This is a genomic window from Streptomyces sp. NPDC002092 (assembly GCF_053593775.1).
The window spans coordinates 319,430-338,295 of the sequence record NZ_JBSFDG010000005.1; the positions used below are offsets into that span (position 1 = coordinate 319,430).

Annotated in this window: 18 protein-coding genes and 1 pseudogene; 8 read left to right on the plus strand and 11 right to left on the minus strand. The window is 70.0% G+C overall.

Features of this window, described 5'->3' with window-relative positions; all coding sequences use genetic code 11:
* Nucleotides 1–104 precede the first annotated feature (104 nt).
* The 3 genes and pseudogenes from ACWCRD_RS14030 to ACWCRD_RS14040 form a co-directional block, all read left to right on the plus strand.
* Nucleotides 105–278, plus strand: a pseudogene (locus tag ACWCRD_RS14030) (FCD domain-containing protein); the annotation flags it as partial.
* 315 nt (nt 279–593) lie between these two features.
* Nucleotides 594–2,600 carry a glycosyltransferase family 2 protein gene (locus tag ACWCRD_RS14035; RefSeq protein WP_450966091.1) on the plus strand — a complete coding sequence of 669 codons (2,007 nt, stop codon included), beginning with the start codon at nt 594–596 and terminating at the stop codon, nt 2,598–2,600.
* Nucleotides 2,597–4,534: a galactose oxidase-like domain-containing protein gene (locus ACWCRD_RS14040; protein WP_450966092.1), complete on the plus strand. Its 1,938-nt coding sequence runs from the start codon at nt 2,597–2,599 to the stop codon at nt 4,532–4,534. The genes ACWCRD_RS14035 and ACWCRD_RS14040 overlap by 4 nt, the downstream gene beginning before the upstream one ends.
* An 89-nt stretch (nt 4,535–4,623) precedes the next feature.
* Here the strand turns inward: ACWCRD_RS14040 and ACWCRD_RS14045 are convergent, their stop codons facing one another.
* The 6 genes from ACWCRD_RS14045 to ACWCRD_RS14070 all read right to left on the minus strand — a co-directional run bounded on the left by ACWCRD_RS14045 (nt 4,624) and on the right by ACWCRD_RS14070 (nt 10,707).
* Nucleotides 4,624–5,637 carry a glycoside hydrolase family 6 protein gene (locus ACWCRD_RS14045; RefSeq protein ID WP_450966093.1) on the minus strand — a complete coding sequence of 338 codons (1,014 nt, stop codon included), beginning with the start codon at nt 5,635–5,637 and terminating at the stop codon, nt 4,624–4,626.
* A gap of 752 nt (nt 5,638–6,389) precedes the next feature.
* A complete protein-coding gene (locus ACWCRD_RS14050; RefSeq protein ID WP_450966094.1) occupies nt 6,390–7,055 on the minus strand; it encodes a class F sortase in 666 nt (221 codons plus the stop codon).
* A 4-nt stretch (nt 7,056–7,059) separates the two neighbouring features.
* Nucleotides 7,060–7,626, minus strand: coding sequence for a hypothetical protein (locus ACWCRD_RS14055; RefSeq protein ID WP_450966095.1), 567 nt, complete (start codon nt 7,624–7,626; stop codon nt 7,060–7,062).
* Nucleotides 7,627–7,719: 93 nt separating this feature from the next.
* Entirely contained in the window at nt 7,720–8,499 is a 780-nt protein-coding gene (locus ACWCRD_RS14060; RefSeq protein WP_344402802.1) for an HAD-IIA family hydrolase, read from the minus strand.
* 86 nt (nt 8,500–8,585) lie between these two features.
* Nucleotides 8,586–9,326 (minus strand): hypothetical protein, encoded by a 741-nt coding sequence (locus ACWCRD_RS14065; protein WP_450966096.1) that lies wholly within the window; start codon nt 9,324–9,326, stop codon nt 8,586–8,588.
* A gap of 262 nt (nt 9,327–9,588) precedes the next feature.
* Entirely contained in the window at nt 9,589–10,707 is a 1,119-nt protein-coding gene (locus tag ACWCRD_RS14070) for an ROK family transcriptional regulator (RefSeq protein ID WP_450966234.1), read from the minus strand.
* A 65-nt stretch (nt 10,708–10,772) separates the two neighbouring features.
* On the opposite strand from ACWCRD_RS14070, the gene ACWCRD_RS14075 reads away from it, so the two are divergent.
* Both ACWCRD_RS14075 and ACWCRD_RS14080 read left to right on the plus strand, forming a co-directional pair.
* A complete protein-coding gene (locus tag ACWCRD_RS14075) occupies nt 10,773–11,846 on the plus strand; it encodes a Gfo/Idh/MocA family oxidoreductase (protein ID WP_450966097.1) in 1,074 nt (357 codons plus the stop codon).
* Nucleotides 11,843–12,349 (plus strand): heme-degrading domain-containing protein, encoded by a 507-nt coding sequence (locus ACWCRD_RS14080; protein ID WP_450966098.1) that lies wholly within the window; start codon nt 11,843–11,845, stop codon nt 12,347–12,349. Before ACWCRD_RS14075 ends, ACWCRD_RS14080 begins: the two co-directional genes overlap by 4 nt.
* A gap of 98 nt (nt 12,350–12,447) precedes the next feature.
* Here ACWCRD_RS14080 and ACWCRD_RS14085 read toward each other — a convergent pair whose 3' ends face one another.
* The 4 genes from ACWCRD_RS14085 to ACWCRD_RS14100 form a co-directional block, all read right to left on the minus strand.
* Nucleotides 12,448–13,305 (minus strand): fumarylacetoacetate hydrolase family protein, encoded by an 858-nt coding sequence (locus ACWCRD_RS14085; protein WP_450966099.1) that lies wholly within the window; start codon nt 13,303–13,305, stop codon nt 12,448–12,450.
* Nucleotides 13,306–13,432: 127 nt separating this feature from the next.
* Nucleotides 13,433–14,155 (minus strand): YidC/Oxa1 family membrane protein insertase, encoded by a 723-nt coding sequence (locus ACWCRD_RS14090; protein WP_450966100.1) that lies wholly within the window; start codon nt 14,153–14,155, stop codon nt 13,433–13,435.
* Nucleotides 14,156–14,244: 89 nt separating this feature from the next.
* The gene (locus ACWCRD_RS14095) at nt 14,245–14,562 is read right to left on the minus strand and encodes a DUF6412 domain-containing protein (RefSeq protein ID WP_365831475.1); all 318 of its coding nucleotides are present in this window, start codon (nt 14,560–14,562) and stop codon (nt 14,245–14,247) included.
* A gap of 62 nt (nt 14,563–14,624) precedes the next feature.
* Nucleotides 14,625–15,164, minus strand: coding sequence for a winged helix-turn-helix transcriptional regulator (locus tag ACWCRD_RS14100; protein WP_450966101.1), 540 nt, complete (start codon nt 15,162–15,164; stop codon nt 14,625–14,627).
* Nucleotides 15,165–15,233: 69 nt separating this feature from the next.
* Here ACWCRD_RS14100 and ACWCRD_RS14105 point away from each other — a divergent pair, with 69 nt between their 5' ends.
* The 3 genes from ACWCRD_RS14105 (at nt 15,234) to ACWCRD_RS14115 (ending at nt 17,795) form a co-directional block, all read left to right on the plus strand.
* Nucleotides 15,234–16,682, plus strand: a complete 1,449-nt coding sequence (locus ACWCRD_RS14105; RefSeq protein WP_450966102.1) for an MFS transporter — start codon at nt 15,234–15,236, stop codon at nt 16,680–16,682.
* Between the two features lie 232 nt (nt 16,683–16,914).
* Complete coding sequence (locus ACWCRD_RS14110) at nt 16,915–17,337, plus strand: hypothetical protein (RefSeq protein WP_450966103.1); 423 nt, start codon at nt 16,915–16,917, stop codon at nt 17,335–17,337.
* Between the two features lie 56 nt (nt 17,338–17,393).
* Nucleotides 17,394–17,795, plus strand: coding sequence for a hypothetical protein (locus ACWCRD_RS14115; protein WP_450966104.1), 402 nt, complete (start codon nt 17,394–17,396; stop codon nt 17,793–17,795).
* 57 nt (nt 17,796–17,852) lie between these two features.
* On the opposite strand, the gene ACWCRD_RS14120 is transcribed toward ACWCRD_RS14115, so the two are convergent.
* Nucleotides 17,853–18,626, minus strand: a complete 774-nt coding sequence (locus ACWCRD_RS14120; protein ID WP_450966105.1) for a class E sortase — start codon at nt 18,624–18,626, stop codon at nt 17,853–17,855.
* Nucleotides 18,627–18,866 lie beyond the last annotated feature (240 nt).

An 18,866-nucleotide genomic window follows, 5' to 3' on the forward strand; every position in this document is an offset into this window, starting at 1 on the left:
AGTCCCTGGCGGCGCACAGACAGCAGAGGCCCTCCGCGGAAGCGGGGGGCCTTTCGCATGCCCGGCCGGCCTCGCGGACACCGACCGCGCCCTTCGCCACCCTCCCCCAGGGCCCGAAGGTGACCTGCGGACAGCACCGGGACCTCCTCGACGCGGCGCGTTCGAGCGACTCGGTACAGGCGGAGGAGGCCATAAGGGAGCACTTCGGCAACATCCGCGCCCGGCTGTCCACAACTGGTCCACACGACCCCCACACGCGCCACAATGAACGCGTATGACCGGTAAACACCGCGTTTCGCATCTTGCGATCATGACGAACGCCGTAGAACCCTGTTCTCCAAGATGCTGCGGATACGCGGCAGTTGGGGGGCAAGTAAGCGGTTGCCGGGTTCGCGGGGATTAGGGACCCCGTTCACGAGCGGATGCCGAGGGGGGCATCATGCAACCGGTAGGTCGCGGTTCCATGTCTTCGGGTGTGGAAAGTGTGGTGACTGCGGCCGGTCACTGATTCGTCCGTGGAGAGTCGAGGGGGACTCGAGCGGGCGGAAGGAAACGACACAACACGCAGCGAGCTGCGTGTGGGGGGATGACTCATGACGTCGACGCCGACGGGCGCCCGGCATAACTTCGACCCGTCAGAAACAACCCAGCTCAGGGTGGAGTCCCACCGGAACAGCACGACAGGCCAGTTCCGGCGCATCAAGAAGACCCTTCCGAGATACGACTACGAGCACTACAGCCGGCTGGCCGGTCCCCTCACCCAGCCCGACCCGGACAAGCCGTACAAGGTGCAGTACCGCTCGCTGCTCTCGCAGGAGCCCCACCGGCTGCGCGCCGCCCTGATGCTGGGCGCCGCGCCGCTGCTCTCGCTGATCCTGCTCGGCTGGCTGCTGCAGCCGCAGCACTGGACCGAGCGCGACTACCCCGCCTTCAGCTTCCTGCCGGCGCTGGACGTCGTCATGCTCGTCTCGATCGGTCTGATCGAGTTCTTCCGCTGCATGAACGTGCTGTCCAACGCGCACGCCACGCTGGTCGCCCGCGACCCGATCCCGGTGGTGCCGGAGACCGGCACCAGAGTCGCGTTCATCACGACGTACGTGCCCGGCAAGGAACCCCTGGAGATGGTGACGAAGACCCTGGAGGCGGCCGTACGGCTGCGCCACCGGGGGCTTCTGCACATCTGGCTGCTCGACGAGGGCGACGACGCCGAGGTGAAGGCGGTCTGCGAGCGCCTCGGCGTGCACCACTTCTCCCGCAAGGGCGTCGAGAAGTGGAACCAGAAGAAGGGCCCGCACCGCGCCAGGACCAAGCACGGCAACTACAACGCCTGGCTCGAGGCGCACGGCGACGACTACGACTTCTTCGCCTCCGTCGACACCGACCACGTGCCGCTGCCGAACTACCTGGAGCGGATGCTCGGCTTCTTCCGCGACCCGGACGTCGGCTTCGTCATCGGCCCGCAGGTGTACGGCAACTACGACAACCCCATCACCAAGGCGGCCGAATCCCAGCAGTTCCTCTTCCACGCCCTCATCCAGCGGGCCGGAAACCGCTACGGCGCCCCGATGTTCGTCGGTACGTCGAACGCCGTACGGATCAAGGCGCTCAAGCAGATCGGCGGCCTGTACGACTCGATCACCGAGGACATGGCCACCGGCTTCGAGATCCACCGGCACCGGAACCCGGCGACGGGGAAGAAGTGGCGTTCGGTGTACACGCCTGACGTGCTCGCGGTGGGCGAGGGCCCGGGTGCATGGACGGACTTCTTCACGCAGCAGCTGCGCTGGTCCCGGGGCACCTACGAGACGATCCTGAAGCAGTACTGGAAGGGCTGGTTCTCGCTGCCTCCGGGCAAGCTCTTCAACTACACGATGATGATCATCTTCTACCCGATGTCGGCTCTCAACTGGATCCTGGCGGCGCTGAGTTGTGCGCTGTTCCTGGGTCTGGGCGCCTCGGGTGTGAACATCGACCCGACGGTCTGGCTGATGCTGTACGGCAACGCGTCCGCGCTGCAGATCGGCCTGTACGTCTGGAACCGCCGGCACAACGTCTCCCCGCACGAGCCCGAGGGCTCCGGCGGTGTGGCGGGCATGGTGATGTCGGCCCTCTCGGCGCCGATCTACGCACGCTCCCTGATGGACACCGTGCTGCGCCGCAAGAGCAAGTTCGTGGTGACGCCCAAGGGCGACTCGGCCAGCCCGGACACGCTGTTCGGGACCTTCCGGATCCACCTGTTCTTCATCCTGGTCTTCGGCGGCTCGATCGCCGCCGGTCTCACACTCGGGCACTCGCACCCGGCGATGATCACCTGGGCCACCTTCGCCCTGCTGATCACCGCGTCGCCGATCTTCGCCTGGCGGTACGGCCTCCGGCAGGCGAAGAAGCAGCCGCTCGTACCGCTGTACGAGGAGCCGCAGGACTCGGCGGTGCCCGCGACGGCGTACCAGCCGAAGCCGCTGCCCGGGCAGCACGCTCCGCAGTCGCCGCACGGCTCGGGGCAGAAGCCCAGCTGGGTCGCGTCCGGCGGGGGCTCGGGCGCAGGCGGTGACCAGACGATGCAGATCGCTCTCGGTGGATTTGGGGGACGTAAGGAATGAACGACCGTGCAGGCCGCCGCCGTGCCCGTCGACTCGCGATCGGCACGGCGGTGGTGCTCGCGCTGGCCGGGATGAACGGGCCGTGGCTCTACCGCGTCGGCACCGAGAAATACCACCAGTACAAGATCAACAGACCCGAGTACAAGGCGAAGAACGGGCACTGGGACATCATCGAGTTCCCGCCGGAGTTCCGCCAGGACACCATCCACGCGGCGCTGCTGCGCACCGGCAAGGTGCTGCTGATCGCCGGCTCGGGCAACAACCAGGACAACTTCAACGCGAAGAAGTTCGACACCCGGATCTGGGACCCGGTCAAGGGCACGATCAAGAAGGTCCCGACGCCCAAGGACCTGTTCTGCACCGGCCACACCCAGTTGGCGAACGGCAATCTGCTGATCGCGGGCGGGACGAAGCGGTACGAGAAGCTGAAGGGTGACGTCACCAAGGCCGGCGGCCTGATGGTGGTGCACAACGAGAACCCGGACAAGCCGATGACCCTGCCCGCGGGGACGGCGTTCACGGGCAAGGAGAACGGCAAGACCTTCGTCTCCAAGGACCCGGTGCTCGTGCCGCGCGCGACGAAGGTCTTCGACCCGAAGACCGGCAAGTTCCTGCGCAACGACCCCGGTCTGGGGCGTATCTACGTCGAGGCGAAGAAGTCCGGGACGAAGTACGAGACCGGTACCCAGGACAACTACCGGATCCAGGGCCTGACCGGCGCCGACGCACGCAACACGTACGGCATCGCGCAGAAGCTCGCCCTGGACAAGAAGGACTTCCAGGGGATCCGGGACGCCTTCGAGTTCGACCCGGTCGCCGAGAAGTACATCAAGGTCGACCCGATGAACGAGGCACGCTGGTATCCGACGCTGACGACTCTGTCGGACGGCAAGATCCTCAGTGTGTCCGGGCTCGACGACATCGGGCAGCTGGTGCCGGGCAAGAACGAGGTCTTCGACCCGAAGACCAAGAAGTGGACGTACACGTCGAAGATCCGGCAGTTCCCGACGTATCCGGCGCTGTTCCTGATGCAGAACGGCAAGATCTTCTATTCGGGTTCGAACGCGGGGTACGGACCCGACAACGTCGGCCGTGATCCGGGTGTCTGGGACGTCGATACGAACCAGTTCACCAAGCTGCCCGGGCTGAGCGACGCGGGCGAGATGGAGACGTCCGGCACCGTGCTGCTGCCTCCGGCACAGAACGAGAAGTTCATGGTGATCGGCGGTGGCGGGGTCGGCGAGTCCAAGCTGTCCAGCAACAAGACGCGGCTGATCAATCTGAAGGACAGCGACCCGAAGTTCGTGGACGGGCCGACTCTGGAGAAGGGGACGCGGTATCCGCAGTCCTCGGTGCTGCCGGACGACACCGTGCTGGTGTCCGGCGGGTCGGAGGACTATCGCGGGCGCAGCGACTCCAACATCCTGCAGGCCCGGCTCTATCACCCGGACACCAATGCGTTCCAGCGGGTCGCCGATCCCGAGGTGGGGCGGAACTACCACTCCGGGTCGATTCTGCTGCCGGACGGGCGGGTGATGTTCTTCGGATCGGACTCGCTGTACGGCGACAAGGCGAACACGAAGCCGGGGAAGTTCGAGCAGCGGATCGAGATCTACACCCCGCCCTATCTTTATCGGGATTCGCGGCCGTCGTTGTCCGGGGGGCCGCAGACCATTGCTCGGGGCGGGTCGGGGACGTTCACGTCGCCGCAGGCTTCCGCGATCAAGAAGGTTCGCTTGATTCGGCCCAGTGCGTCGACGCATGTGACCGATGTCGATCAGCGGTCCATCGCGTTGGACTACAAGGTCTCCGGGAACAAGATCACGGTCACCGTGCCGGAGAATCGGAATCTCGTGACGTCCGGGTGGTACATGCTGTTCGTCGATGACGATCAGGGGACGCCGTCGAAGGCGCAGTGGGTGAGGGTGCCGTAGCGCTCCCGCAGGTTGGTCGGTTGGGTGCGGGAGCACTGTGGCTTGTCGCGCCCACGTGGCGGAGCCGCAAATGTCACAGCCCCGCGCCCCTAACCACCTGACCCCGCCGCCAGGCTCAAAGCGTAGGTCGGCCACCATTCGCCTGCCTTGGGGCCGCCCTTGCAGGTGCCGTCGGACTCGCCTGGGCGTTTGACCCACAGGTAGGCGTCCACCAGGGGGTCTGCTGTCTTCGTCGTCGGGGTCTCGCCCAGTTTGCGGCCGGGGGGATTGCACCAGTTCTCGTCCGGCTTGCCCTCCGTGTAGGGGCCGTTGCCGTTGCGGCTGGTGTCGATGACGAAGTGTTTGTTGTCCACCTTTGCGGACAGCTGCTTGCCGTACGCGATGGAGTCCTGGGTGGAGTAGAAGTTGGAGACGTTGACCGAGAAGCCGTCGGCCTGGGCCACGCCCGCGCGCTGGAGTGGCTGGAAGATCTGGTCGGGGTGGCCCCAGCCGGCGTTGCCCGCGTCCAGGTAGACCTTGGTGTTCTTCAGGGACTTGAGCTTGGTGATGGCGTAGTTGAGGAGGCTGTAGCGCTCCTCCTGGAACTGGGGCTGGGTGCAGCCGTCCACCAGGTGCAGTACGGCGTCCGGTTCGAGGATCACCATGGCGGGGCGATCCCCGATGCCGGTGGCCACGCCGTCGATCCAGGCGCGGTAGGCGTTGCCGTCGGCCGCGCCGCCCTGGGAGTACTGGCCGCAGTCGCGGTGCGGGATGTTGTAGAGGACCAGCAGGGCCGTGCGGCCGGCCTTGTCGGCGGCCTCCGTGAAGCCCTGGGCCTCCTGCTCGGGGTTCTCCGGGCCGATCCACTCGCCGGTCGGCTGCTCGGCGATCTTGCGGATCTGCTCGGCTTCGGAGTCCTTGCCGGACTTGGCGTAGGCGGCGACCTGCCGTGCCGCGTTGCCGTCCGGGTTGACCCAGAACGGGTCGCTGTCCTTGGGCTGTTGGGTGATCCTCGCGCCGGCGTTCTTGTCGTCGCCGCCCCCGGAGGAACATCCCGCGACCAGCAGCGCCGCCCCCAGCACCGCCGCGGAAGCCCTCATTCGGGCCCCCCTCATGCCGTACATCCAACTCCCCCTTGGGTGCACTGGTCCGAGTCTCAATCCTGACATACGGCCCGCCTCGCCCACGAGGTCGCGCGGGCCTTGTCGGCGAGCTGTTACAGCGCCACGGTCGGGGTGGCGCGGCAGCACCCGGCCGACCCGGAGGGTCGTCGTAGAACCCCTGATGGACCGTCGGCCACCAGCGTGTATGACGGAGAGCCACCGCAAAGGGACCTGGCGTCATCCGGCCTCTAGGCTGTGGTGCTCATCCGTTCTAGAGTCGTCTCAGACGGCCCCAGCCCCCGGCCGGTCCTTGCCGCTGTGGCCCCATGACCTCCCGCGCCGGTCGCCGGGTTACTCCCGCAGCCCGTGCGCGCGCGGTTGAGGACCAGCCCGGTCGGCGGCTTCAGGGGGAGCAGGCCGCCGACCGGGCCAGGTGCGGGCGGTGCATTTCTGCTGGGGCCCGGGGGTCAGCCCCCGGAATGGCGCAGCACCCCCACAGCCCGTGCCCCCGCGGCCGAGGACCAGCCCCGCCGCCGGCCTCAGGTGGAGCAGGCCGCCGACCCGGCCAGGTGCAGGCAGCCCCGGCGCCGGCACTCAGCATCGCCTCGCGAGGTCCGCACCAAACGCCCCGGCCACCCGCTCTTCTGCCGGAGGCCCGGGACCGGCCCCCGAAATGATGCAGCACCCCCACAGCCCGTGCCCCCGCGGCCGAGGACCAGCCCCGCCGCCGGCCTCAGGTGGAGCAAGCCGCCGGCCGGGCCAGGTGTGGGCGGTCAGTGGCCGGTTCCCGTGAGGTAGGCCGAGACGATCACGTTCGCCGTGTAGCTGCCGGTGTCCCGGTCGAAGGTGCCCCCGCAGGTGATCAGCCGCAGCTCCGCGCGCCCGGGTCGGCGCGGTCCGTAGGCCTGCCGGGCGTCGAAGTGGTCGCGGTTCTGGACCTGGACGCCCTCGACGGTGAACTCGGCGGCCTTGCCGTCGTCGCGGGCGACGCGGACGGTCTGGCCGGGCCGTAGGGAGCTCAGTTTGTAGAAGACGGCGGGCCTGGTCCCGGTGTCGAGGTGACCCACCATCAGCGCGGCTCCGGCGGCGCCCGGTCGGGTCCCGGCCGCGTACCACCCGACGGTGCCCGCCTGGTTGAAGGGCGGCGGTTCGATCGCTCCCTGCCGGTCCAGGCCGCGGGGCAGCACGGGTGCCTGGACGCCCAGGGCGGGAATGTCGATGCGCTGCGGCAGTGCGTTCCCCAACGGGCGGGCAGCGGGCGGGAGTTCCCTGTGCGGCGGCCGTCCGACCGCGCCCATGTCACCGGTGGCGGGTGCGGATGTGTCCTGCCGTACGTCGGTCACCTGCACACCCCACTGCCACAGCGCGAACAGCAGCGCCGCCCAGGTCAGGGCCATCAGGAGCCGCCCGGAGCCGGAGGGGTGTTCTTCGTCGGACATGGGGTCAGTCCGTTCCGCGGCTCCGGCGCGCGCTCAGGACCGCGACGGCGCCCGCGGCCGCGGCCACGAGCACCAGCCCGGTCACCGCCTGCCCCGTGCCGGGCCCGGCCTCGCGGACGTCCACGGTGGCGAAGTGCGCCGTGCCACCGCCGCCCGCATGGACAGGGGCGACGGGGGACGCCGCGAGGTGCGAGGCCGGCTGAGACTGGGACTGCGACTCGGACGGGGAGGCGGACGGGGATACGACGGTGATCCTGGCCGTGGTCACGGCGCCCCCGCAGGTGACCTTGACGTCGTAGGAGCCGGGCGCGGCCGAGGCGCGGACGCGGCTGTTCCCGGTGAGGGTGCCGTCGGCGCCCGCGAGTCGCACGTCCGCGACGAACGCCCTGGACGCGGCGCTCCCCGCCTTCGCCGAGCAGCCGGTCACATGGAGCGCGACGTCCGCCCCCGGTGCGGGGGACGAGGGGCTCACAGAGATACCGGCTCCGCCCGCGTCGACCGCGTACACCGGCGGGGTGAAGGCGCAGACGGCCAGGACCCCGGTACAGAGAGTGAGACGTAGTGAACCCATCGTGAAACCTCCAGATATCTGGAGACTCCCCCGCGGGCCGGGTCCCCGCATCCTCAGCGGGGCCGCATTGCTCCGAATGGGTCAAGCCGGGTTTCAGACCCGGTCGACGAGGTCCGCGATCGAGTCGACGACCTTGGACGGCCGGTACGGGAAGTTCTCGACCTGCTCGGGCCGGGTCAGCCCCGTGAGCACCAGGAACGTCTGCATTCCGGCTTCCATGCCGGCCAGTACGTCGGTGTCCATGCGGTCGCCGATCATCGCGCTGGTCTCGGAGTGCGCCCCGATGGCGTTGAGACCGGTCCGCATCATCAGCGGGTTGGGCTTGCCCGCGAAGTACGGCTTCTTGCCGGTCGCCTTGGTGATCAGCGCGGCGACCGCGCCGGTGGCGGGCAGCGGGCCCTCGGTGGAGGGGCCGGTCTCGTCGGGGTTGGTGCAGATGAAGCGGGCGCCGTCGTTGATCAGCCGTACGGCCTTGGTCATGGCCTCGAAGGAGTACGTCCGGGTCTCGCCGAGGACGACGTAGTCCGGCTCGTGGTCGGTGAGGATGTACCCGATGTCGTGCAGGGCGGTGGTCAGGCCCGCCTCGCCGATGACGTAGGCCGAGCCGCCCGGGCGCTGGTCGTCCAGGAACTGGGCGGTGGCCAGGGCCGAGGTCCAGATGGACTCGACCGGCACGTCCAGGCCCATGCGGCGCAGCCGGGCGTGCAGGTCGCGTGGGGTGTAGATCGAGTTGTTGGTGAGGACCAGGAAGGGCTTGCCGGACTCGCGCAGCTTCTTGAGGAAGGCATCGGCTCCGGGGATCGGTACGCCCTCATGGATGAGCACACCGTCCATGTCGGTGAGCCACGACTCGATGGGCCTGCGTTCTGCCATGTGCGGGATCTCCTGCCGTACGCATGTACGCGGTGCTGCGTGCGCCCCCAGCGTAGACACTGGCCGGATCTTGGGGAATGGGCGTCTCAGCGGCGCCTGCGCTGTCTGCGGGCCAGCAGCAGCGCACCGCCGGTGACGAGGACCGCGGCGGCGGCGAGGGCCAGGCCGGGGGTGCCGAGGCCGGTGCGGGCGAGTTCGTCGGCGAAGGGGAGGCGGGGGGCGCGGCTGGGCGGGGTGGTGCCGGTTCCCGAGGTGGCGGGGGTGGGGGTGGGGCTCGCGTCGTTGTGGATGCGGAAGGCGTAGTCGTTGGACTGTCCGACCCAGTCGCCGTCGTCGCCCCGCCGCTGGACGACGGCGGCGTCGGCGGTGACCTGGTTGGGTGCCGCGTCCGAGGTGATGGCGAGGCGGATCTTCACGGTGACGGTCTGTCGGGGGCCGACGGTGAACCCGGGGAAGCCGTCGTCGAAGGGCCCGACCAGTTCGTCCTCGTCGGTGGTCTCGAACTGGACGGGGTGCGGGTGGGTGCCGTCGTAGAACTCCAGGTGGGGCTGCGAGGGTGTCAGCTCGTGCCTGTCGTCGACGAGCACGACCACCGGGTGGATGTTTCCGCAGGTCCGGGTGGTGGTGTTGGTGAGGTCCAGATACCAGATGCCGTATCCGCCGCCCGCTTCATAGGTGTCGGGGCCGCCGTGGATGCGGGTGGTGAGGGGGAAGCGGCGGGCGTCGGTGGCGGCGCAGGTGGGAGCGTCAGCCGCGTGCGCGGGGGGCGCCGCGGGGAGCAGGGCGGCTGCCGCCAGGCAGAGGGAGACGGGCGTGCAGGGTCGCATGGACACGTGAGTCTGCCGGGGGGCGGCGGGTGGGGAGGGGCGGCGCTCCGTACGGGGTGTCAGGTCCGCTCGTTCAGCGCACTCGGGGGCTGCCGCCGGACGCGGGCGTGGGTTTCGCCCCCTCCGCCCCTTCCCGTCCCGTCCCTGGGGGCTGCGCCCCCAGACCCCCCCTTCGGCCTGACGGCCTCGTCCTCAAACGCCGGACGGGCTGAAAGCTCCAACGCGTGACGGGCTGAGAATCAAACGCGGTAGGGGCTGGGAATCAAACGGCGGACGGGCTGAAAAGCCCTGCCAGGATCAGCTGTGCCGCTCCCTCGGCTACCCCGCCGGAGGCGAGACGGACCGGTACGGGGGGCTCGCCCAGGCGTTCGGCGAGTTCCGTGAGGGCGGTGCCGACACCATGGAGGAAGGGGTCCGGAGCGGATGTGACCGTGCGGCCGCCCAGGAGTACGACGTCGATGTCGAGCAGGGCGACCAGGTTGGCGGCGCCGGTGCCGAGGACGTGGGCCGCCTCGTCGACCGCGCCGCGGGCCACCGCGGCCAGGCAGAGTGCCTCGATGCAGCCGCGGTTGCCGCAGCCGCACGGCGGTCCGTCCAGTTGGACGACCTGGTGCCCGAACTCCCCGGCCCCGGTACGGGCGCCCCGGTGCACGGCGCCGCCGATGACCAGCCCGGCGCCGAGTCCCGTGGCGAGATGCAGATAGGCGAAGGACCCGCTCTCGCCGCTGACGGCGAGTCCCAGCGCGGCGGCGTTGGTGTCCTTGTCGACGACGACCGGCCCCCCGAGCCGCCGCGCGAGCGCGTCCCGCAGGGGGAAGCCGTCCCACTCGGGAAATCCCGTCACACGGTGCAGGACACCACGGTTGTGGTCCAGCGGACCGGGGAGTGCGATACCGACGCCGAGGACGGATCCGGCGCCCGAGGCCCCCACCATCAGCGCGCCCGCCTCCTCGGCCACCGCGTCGACGACGGCCTCGGCCCCCGCCCCCAGGTCCAGCGAGGTGCGCCGCTCGCCCACCACCGTCCCCGTGAGGTCGACCATTACCGCCCGCAGTTCGTCGCGGTCCAGGTGCAGCCCGACGGCATGGCCCGCCTCGGGCACCAGCCGCAGCACCGTAGGGGGCTTGCCTCCCGTCGAGGCCCTGCGGCCCGCCTCCGTCGCGAGCCCCTCGTCCCGCAGCCGGGCGGTGATCTTGCTGACGGCCTGCGGGGTCAGCCCGGTGCGCTCGGCGAGCTCCAGCCGGCTGATGCCCTCGGCCCCGGCCGTGCGCAGCAGATCCAGCACGAGCGCCGTGTTGTGGCTGCGCAGCACCGGCAGATTCACGCCGACGGCCCCGGTCAGCCCCGTGCGCCCGGTCCCCGCTTCCGCCCCTGCGTTCATCCTGTCCACGTCTCCATTCTCCCCCACGCTTGCACTTTGGCAACAGCGTTGCGAAAGTGGGGAGCATGACTCGCACCCCTCTGCGCGTGGGCCTCGTCGGCTACGGCCTCGCGGGCTCCGTCTTCCACGCCCCGCTGATCACCGCCACCGCGGGCCTCGCCCTCGACACGGTGGTCACCTCCCACCCGGAGCGGCAGCAGCAGGCCCGCACCGAGTTCCCGGACGTACGGATCTCGGCCACCCCCGACGAGCTGTTCGACCGCGCCGACGAGCTCGACCTGATCGTCGTCGCCTCCCCGAACAGGACGCATGTCCCGCTGGCGAGCACCGCCCTGAAGGCCGGCCTCCCGGTGGTCGTGGACAAGCCCGTCGCGGGCACAGCGGCCGAGGCACGCGAGCTGGCCGCCCTCGCCGAGGACCGCGGCCTGCTGCTCTCCGTCTACCAGAACCGCCGCTGGGACAACGACTTCCTGACCCTCCGCAAGCTGCTGGCCGAGGGCGAGTTGGGCGACGTATGGCGCTTCGAGTCCCGCTTCGAGCGCTGGCGTCCACAGCCGAAGGGCGGCTGGCGCGAGTCCGGCGACCCCGCAGAGATCGGAGGTCTGCTCTACGACCTCGGCAGCCATGTCGTCGACCAGGCGCTGCTCCTCTTCGGCCCGGCGGCGCAGGTCTACGCCGAGTCGGACATCCGCCGTCCGGGCGCCGAGACGGACGACGACACGTTCATCGCGCTCACGCACACCAGCGGCGTACGCTCCCACCTGTACGTCTCCGCGACGACCGCCCAACTCGGCCCGCGTTTCAGGGTGCTGGGCTCGAAGGCGGGTTACGTCAAGTACGGCCTCGATCCGCAGGAGGCGGACCTGCGGGAGGGCAGGCGCCCGCACACGACCGCCGAATGGGGCACGGAACCCGAGTCCCTGTGGGGCCGCGTCGGATCCGGCGAGTCCCCGCTGACCGGAGGAGGCCGCGCCGAACCCACCCTTCCCGGCGACTATCCGGCCTACTATGCGGCCGTGACCAGGGCCCTCAACGACGACGGTCCCAACCCGGTGACCGCTCTGGAGGCGGCCGCCGCCCTCGATGTGCTCGAGGCGGCCCGCCGTTCGGCCCGTGACTCAGTGGCGGTGGCGCTGTGACGCACAACCAGGAGATCACCCCGAAGTTCCACCCGGAACTCACCCCGCCCCTGGAGGAACTGGAGGCCCAGGAACGGCACCTGGTCTTCAGCCAGTTCACCTACGAGGACGCCTGGGCGCTGGGTTCCCTGCTGGTGGAGATGGCCCGCGAGCGCCAGGCCCCGGTCGCGATCGACATCCACCGCGCGGGCCAGCAGCTCTTCCACGCGGCGCTGCCCGGCTCGACCCCGGACAACGACGCCTGGATCACCCGCAAGCGCCGCGTGGTCGAACGCTTCGGCTCCGCCTCCTACCTGGTCGGCGCCCGCTTCCGCGCCAAAGGCAGCACCTTCGAGGACTCCTCCCGCCTGAACCCCGAAGAGTACGCGGCCCACGGCGGCTCCTTCCCGATCAACGTCCTGGGTGTAGGAGTAATCGGCGCGGTAACGGTCTCCGGCCTCCCTCAACTGGCGGACCACCGTTTCGTGGTGGAGGCCCTGGAGGAGTTCCTGCACAAGGGGTGAGCAGCGCCCCGTAAGGGGCACGGGGAACTGCGCGAGCAGCCACAGACGGCTCGCAGGCGACGAACAAGCGCAGTTCCCCGGCTCTCCCAGCGGAGCGCCTAGGCGTCCTTGAACTCCTGCCGCTGCCGCCCGAGCCCCGAAATCTCCAGCTCCACCACATCCCCGCCCCGCAGGAACGGCTTGGGCTCAGGCGCGCCCATGGCAACCCCCGCCGGCGTCCCGGTATTGATCACATCCCCCGGGTACAAGGTCATGAACTGGCTGACGTACCGGACGACCTCCGCCACGGAGAAGATCTGCTCAGCGGTCGTCCCGTCCTGCTTCAACTCCCCGTTGACCCACAGCTTCAACGACAGATCCTGCGGATCACCCACCTCGTCCGCAGTCACCAACCACGGCCCGAGCGGATTGAACGTCTCGCAGTTCTTCCCCTTGTCCCAGGTCCCGCCCCGCTCGATCTGGAACTCCCGCTCGGACACGTCGTGCGCGACCGCGTATCCGGCGACATACGCCAGCGGATCCTCGTCGTCCGACAGATACCGGGCCGTACGCCCGATGACGACGGCCAGCTCGACCTCCCAGTCGGTCTTCACCGACCGCCGCGGCACGAGCACGGTGTCGTAGGGCCCGACCACCGTGTCCGCGGCCTTGAAGAAGATCACCGGCTCGGCGGGCGGCTCGGCCCCGGTCTCGCGGGCGTGGTCGTGGTAGTTCAGGCCGATGCACACGATCTTGCCGATCCGCCCCACCGGGGGCCCGACCCGCAGCCCGGTGGCGTCCAGCGCGGGCAGCTCGCCGGCGTCGGCGGCGGCGCGGACCCGGCCGAGCGCCTCGTCGTCGGCGAGCAATGTCCCGTCGATGTCGGTCACGACACCGGACAGGTCCCGCAGAACCCCCTCGGCATCGAGCAGCGCAGGCGTCTCCGCTCCCGCCGTACCGACTCGCAGCAGCTTCATGATCACTTTCTCCCTCGATCGCGGGGCGCCCGACCGATGGGTGCAGCCATCGGAGGACTGGTCGATCCTCCAAGGTCACGGTGCAGTCCGCAATACCCGGTTCACGGACTGGACCGTAACCACCGGGTCAGGAGTACAGGGCCGCCCGCTCCACGGCGCTCCACGCCGTACTGGTGACCACGTACAGCGCGGCGGCCAGCGGCACCACCGCCACCGTGAACAAGGTGAAGAAGGACATGAACGGCATCACCTTGCTGACCGCACCGAGCCCCGGCACCGACTCGCCGTCCTGGACGGGGAGGGGGTTGTTGGCGGCCATCATCCGCTTGGTACGCCGGTAGTTGAAGGCGGCCACGACGGTGACCACGGCGAACAGCCCGAGATAGACAAGCCCCGCGCCCCCGAACACTCCACCGCCCCCGAGGGCATCCGCCCACCGCCCGCCCAGCGGAGCGGCGAGCAGCTGGTGCGTGAGCAGTTCGTTCGCCTGCCCGCCGATGTGCGTGCTGGAGAACAGATGGTACAGCAGGAAGAACGCCGGCAGCTGAAGCAGGGACGGCAGGCACCCGGACACCGGTGACACCTTCTCCTCGGCATGCAGCTCCAGCACCGCCTTCTGGAGCTTCTCGGGTTCCTTCTTGTGCTGCTTCCGCAGCTCGGCGATCTTCGGCTGCAGTGCGGTACGGGCCTTCTGCCCGCGGGCGGCGGCCCGGGACAGGGGGTGCACGAGCAGTCGTACGAGAGCGGTGAACACGACGATGGCGGCGGCCGCCGCCGAGGCGCCGAACAGCGGCTGGAGCAGGTCGGCGAAGTGTCCGACCAGGTCGGCGAAGACAGAGAAAACGGACATGGGTGAGCCCTCCGGGGGTCTCGTCGTGCCGGTACTGGAAAGGGCGGCATGACGACCCGCGCGGGGCCGGCTACGTGTGTGAGCGGGCCTTACGCGGCGGTCGCCGGAAGGGCGGATCCGGGGGCTCGGGGCCGGGTGCGCCCCTTGGCGTCGGGGTCGCGTTGCGGCAGGAACGCGGTACGGCGGGCACGGTCGCGGATGGCCGTACGCACCCGCGTGGGCGGCACCGCGGGCGCGCAGCGCGCGGTGAGCAGGGCGCAGGCGGCGAGCGCGGAGCCGGCCGCGGCGGTCGCGGCGAGCGCGACGGTGGCGGTGAGGCTGCCCGTGTCGAGCAGCGCGATCTGGAGGACGAGCAGCGGGAGCAGCAGTACGGCGACGGGGCGCAGCGACATCCGGCTGCGGATCATGGCTGCCTCCCCCTCCTGCACGCACGTGCTGGCACTCGTCTGTTGCTGTTCGTCTGCCTCGGTTATACCTGACCGCCCTCGACGGGCAGTTCCAGGGGCTGCAACAGCCTGCGCGGCGCGAGCAGCGCCCGGCTGACCGGATCCGCCGGGTTCGGGTCGAGTCCGGGTCCCGGCTCCATGAGGACGTCCTCGACGGGTACGACGGTTGCGCAGGCGGGGCATTCGCCGTACAGCCCCAGTTCGGTGCCGCAGGTGGCGTGCCGGAAGTAGCGCAGCCGGGTCTGTGTGTAGTGCTCGCGGCCCCAGAGGCCGAGGGAGCGGAGGGTCGGCCACAGGGCGATGCCGCGCTCGGTGATGACGTACTCGTCCCGCGGCGGCGACTCCTGGTAGCGCCGCTTCTCCAGGACCCCCTCCGCGGTCAGCGACTGGAGGCGGGCGGCGAGGACCGCGCGCGGGATGCCGAGGTGGACGAGGAAGTCGTTGTAGCGGCGCACGCCGTAGAGCGCGTCGCGGATGACGAGCAGTGTCCACCGCTCGCCGACGATCTCCAGCGCGCGGGCGATGGAGCACTCCTGTGTCGCGTAGTCCTTGCCGAGTGCCATGACGCCCACTGTAACCATTTTTCGCGAGCTTGGTTCAGTGACCGAACCTACGGTGTTACGGTTCAGGACATGACTAGGTTCAATGACCGAACTCTCACGGGGGCCGAAGCAGTCGAGGTGCGGGAGGAGGCGGCCGGCAGTGCAGCGCACGCACGGCAGCCCGCCCCGCCCGCCGAAGCACCCCCGCACGCCCGCGCCACCCTCGCCCTGACCAGCGCGGCAACGGCCGTGACCCTCATGACGTACACCGCCCCGGTGGTCACGCTCCGGGACACGGCGATCGCCCTGCACACCCCGCTCTCCGCACAGGCCTGGCTCATCAACGGCACCCCGCTGGGTCTCGCCGCGCTCCTCCTGGTCGCCGGCAGCCTGGCCGACGACTACGGCCGGCGTCGGATCTTCCTCATCGGCACCCTCGCCCTCGGCATCACCACGGCCCTCGGCGCCCTGGCCTCCTCCACGCTGCAGTTCACGCTGGCGCGCATAGCGCAGGGCGCGGCCAGCGCGGCGATCCTGGCGAGCAGCCTGGGCCTGCTGGTGCACGCCTTCCCGACCCCACGGGGCCGGCTCCACGCGACCGGCGTGTGGGGAGCCTTCGTGAGCGGCGGCATCGCGGCAGGGCCCCTGGTCGCGGGCGCGATGCCCGACTGGCGGATGGCTTACGGCGTACTGGGCGCGGCGGCGGTGATCGTGGCGGCCCTGGGGACACGCACGTTGACCGAATCCCGCTCACCGAGAGGCGGCCGCCCGGACATCCTGGGCGCACTGACCTTCGGCCTGGCCCTGGTCTCCCTGGTCGCCGCCCTCACTCTCGGCCGGGACGGCTGGCTGCGCCCCGAGGTGGGCCTGCTGTTCCTGGCGGCCGTGGTGCTGGTCGCCGTGTTCGCGCTGGTGGAGCACCGCACCACGACCCCGATGATCGACCTGGGCCTGCTGCGCCGCCCCGGCTTCCTGGCCTCGTCCGCGGGCGGTCTGTTCACGGGCCTCGCGGTGATCGGCCTCTTCAGCTTCCTGCCGGTCCTGTTCCAGCAGGCGCTCGGCCTGTCCCCCATGGACACGGCCTGGCTGTTCCTGCTCTGGTCCGGCCTGTCCTTCACGGTGGCGTTGCAGGCGAAGCGCCTCGCGGGCCGCGTGCCGCCCCGCCACCAGCTGGCGGTCGGCTTCGCCCTGCACGCGGCGGGCGTCCTGGCGATGCTCGGCGCGATCGACTCGGGTTCCTGGCAGCGCCTCCTGCCCGGCCTGATCCTGGGCGGCATCGGCAGCGGCCTCCTGAACGCCGCCCTGCCCCTGCTGTCGGTGGAGTCGGTACCGGCGGCCCGCGCGGCGATGGGCTCGGGCGCCCAGCAGACCTTCCGCTACATCGGCTCCTGCGCGGGCGTCGCCCTGACGATCGCGATCGTGACGTCGTCGGGCGGAGGTCTGGGGCACGGAGCGAACATCGCCCTGCTGGTGTCGGCGGGTCTGGCGCTGTCGGCCGCGGTGGCGGTGCTGGTGCTGCGCGAGCGGAGCCGGGCATAGAGCCCACCCAGGTCACCCTGAGAAGTCCCAAGTCACCCTGAGGATTCTCAAGTCACCCTGAGGAGTCTCAAGTCACCCTGAGAAGTCTCAGGTTCCGGTTCAACGGCCTGCGTTCCACGATGTGGCGGAGCCGGTCGGTCCGGCACCTTTCGACGGGCTTCGAAGTGTTTGCGGCCGCCTTCGGGCCGCACCTACGTTGAGGCGCCGCGGAATCGACGATCGGGGGACCCCCATGAAGAGTCACGTCCGCCAGGCGGGACACATACGCCGGCGCGCCGCCGCGTTGGCCGGCACGCTGACGCTGGCCGCCGTTGCGGTGGGCACGGCCGCCTCACCGGCCTCGGCCGCGGGCTGGGCCTGCGACCACGACGGGCACACGGTGTGGTGTGCGTCGGTGACCGGCATATCCGCCGGGTCCTATCTGGCCTCCCACAACGGGCCGAGCTACGGCTCGGGCACCACCGGGCACCGCTACTACAACGGCCAGACCATGATGCTGGCCTGCTGGACCACGGGCGACAGCGACGCGGACGGCCACGGCGACCGCTACTGGTTCGCGCTCGACTCCGACAGCGACGGCGGATTCATCAACGACTGGTACGTGACGACCGGTTCGCCGTCGCAATGGCAGCCGCACGTACCGCAGTGCCGGTGAGAACAGCGCAGTAAGCACCCCCCACCCGCCCTACGCATTCCCGTCAGGAGATCACCATGCGTCGCGTCTTCGTCGCGCTACTGGCCTGTCTGGGGCTGGCCGCCCCCATGGTCGTCGCCGCATCCACGGCCGCGTCCGCCGCACCGGTCCTGTCACCCCGTACCGCGCAGACCGCTGCCTGCAACGCCGGTCATGTCTGCATCTACCAGGGCGACATCTGGGACGACAGCCCCAACCACCCGAAGGTGTACGACTTCTACTACTACGGCACGTACAACGTGCACAATCTCATCGGCGACTACACCGTGCTGAACTGCCAGACGGGCGGCGCGGGCGTCAAGGGGTTCACGGGATACAACGGCACGGGCAGCGTGGCGTGGGATCTCAACATCAACAACTGTGCGGGCGGTCTCTGGACGGACCTCACACCGACGAACTCCGTCAGGCTGTACGCCTGACCTCACTCGCAAAGTGGATGTGGGTCCGTCAGCCTGCTGACGGGCCCTTTCCGCCGTCTAGGCCCGAGGCCGCATCGACACCAGCTTCCCCCACACCACCAGCCGGTACCTCGACGTGTACTCCGGGGTGCAGGTCGTCAGCGTGATGTAGTACCCGGGCTCGGAGTACCCGTGGCCGGGCTCGACGATCGAGCGGGGAATCGGGCGTACGACACCGGAGTCGCCGGCCGAGGTCTGCGGGAGCGTCTTGTCGACGGCGTAGGTGTAGGTCGCGCTGCTGGTCTCCACCTCCACCACGTCCTTCGCCCGCAGCCGGTTGATGTACCGGAACGGCTCGCCGTGCGTGTTCCGGTGCCCCGCGAGCGCGAAGTTGCCCGCCTGGCCGGGCTGCCCGGTGCCGCGGTAGTGGCCGACGTACCCCTTGTCGAGGACGTCCTGCTTGCTGACGCCCTCGGCGACCGGGACGCGCAGGCCCAGGCGCGGGATGACCAGGATGGCGTAGGCCTGGGACCCGGAGGGGCGGGGCTGCATGGCGGCGGCCGCCTGTGGGCCGCTACGGGTGCCGGTGCGCGGCTGGGGCGTCGCGGCCGGGACGGACGTACCGGAGTCGTCGCCTTTGTCGGTGGCCCCGTCGCCCCACTCCCGCTCCAGCGCCTCCACCTTGCGCTCGGCGCCGCGCCTGGCCTCCCGGTTGGTCCACCACAGCTGGTGGACGACGAGCAGCAGGAGCACGAGGCCTGCGGTGACGAGGAGTTCGCCGCCGGTCCACAGCGCACGTCGGCGGCGGGCGCGCTGCCGCCGGATGGTGTGCTGCACGACCGGAACGCGCATCCGTACGCCTCCTTCACCGGGCCGCCCGCACGATAAGGGCCGGACGTCGAAGTCACCAGACCCGCACGGCGTCGGCCGCGGGACAGCCGTACAGCAGCCGTACGACAGCCGTGTGACAGCCGTACGACAGGGACCGTTCGGGGCTTCGTACAGCGGTTTTAGAAAGGGCTGGCACAACCCTCGACAACCCCACCCGTCACACCCGATGCTTCCCTCCAGTGGACCTGACGGGCCAGGTCC

Excerpts from the sequence above, each read along its gene's own strand:
- ACWCRD_RS14035 (WP_450966091.1), top strand. The coding sequence starts at position 594 with ATGACGTCGACGCCGACGGGCGCCCGGCATAACTTCGACCCGTCAGAA.
- ACWCRD_RS14040 (WP_450966092.1), top strand. The coding sequence starts at position 2,597 with ATGAACGACCGTGCAGGCCGCCGCCGTGCCCGTCGACTCGCGATCGGC.
- ACWCRD_RS14045 (WP_450966093.1), bottom strand. The coding sequence starts at position 5,637 with ATGTACGGCATGAGGGGGGCCCGAATGAGGGCTTCCGCGGCGGTGCTG.
- ACWCRD_RS14050 (WP_450966094.1), bottom strand. The coding sequence starts at position 7,055 with ATGTCCGACGAAGAACACCCCTCCGGCTCCGGGCGGCTCCTGATGGCC.
- ACWCRD_RS14055 (WP_450966095.1), bottom strand. The coding sequence starts at position 7,626 with ATGGGTTCACTACGTCTCACTCTCTGTACCGGGGTCCTGGCCGTCTGC.
- ACWCRD_RS14060 (WP_344402802.1), bottom strand. The coding sequence starts at position 8,499 with ATGGCAGAACGCAGGCCCATCGAGTCGTGGCTCACCGACATGGACGGT.
- ACWCRD_RS14065 (WP_450966096.1), bottom strand. The coding sequence starts at position 9,326 with ATGCGACCCTGCACGCCCGTCTCCCTCTGCCTGGCGGCAGCCGCCCTG.
- ACWCRD_RS14070 (WP_450966234.1), bottom strand. The coding sequence starts at position 10,707 with ATGAACGCAGGGGCGGAAGCGGGGACCGGGCGCACGGGGCTGACCGGG.
- ACWCRD_RS14075 (WP_450966097.1), top strand. The coding sequence starts at position 10,773 with ATGACTCGCACCCCTCTGCGCGTGGGCCTCGTCGGCTACGGCCTCGCG.
- ACWCRD_RS14085 (WP_450966099.1), bottom strand. The coding sequence starts at position 13,305 with ATGAAGCTGCTGCGAGTCGGTACGGCGGGAGCGGAGACGCCTGCGCTG.
- ACWCRD_RS14090 (WP_450966100.1), bottom strand. The coding sequence starts at position 14,155 with ATGTCCGTTTTCTCTGTCTTCGCCGACCTGGTCGGACACTTCGCCGAC.
- ACWCRD_RS14095 (WP_365831475.1), bottom strand. The coding sequence starts at position 14,562 with ATGATCCGCAGCCGGATGTCGCTGCGCCCCGTCGCCGTACTGCTGCTC.
- ACWCRD_RS14100 (WP_450966101.1), bottom strand. The coding sequence starts at position 15,164 with ATGGCACTCGGCAAGGACTACGCGACACAGGAGTGCTCCATCGCCCGC.
- ACWCRD_RS14105 (WP_450966102.1), top strand. The coding sequence starts at position 15,234 with ATGACTAGGTTCAATGACCGAACTCTCACGGGGGCCGAAGCAGTCGAG.
- ACWCRD_RS14110 (WP_450966103.1), top strand. The coding sequence starts at position 16,915 with ATGAAGAGTCACGTCCGCCAGGCGGGACACATACGCCGGCGCGCCGCC.
- ACWCRD_RS14115 (WP_450966104.1), top strand. The coding sequence starts at position 17,394 with ATGCGTCGCGTCTTCGTCGCGCTACTGGCCTGTCTGGGGCTGGCCGCC.
- ACWCRD_RS14120 (WP_450966105.1), bottom strand. The coding sequence starts at position 18,626 with ATGCGCGTTCCGGTCGTGCAGCACACCATCCGGCGGCAGCGCGCCCGC.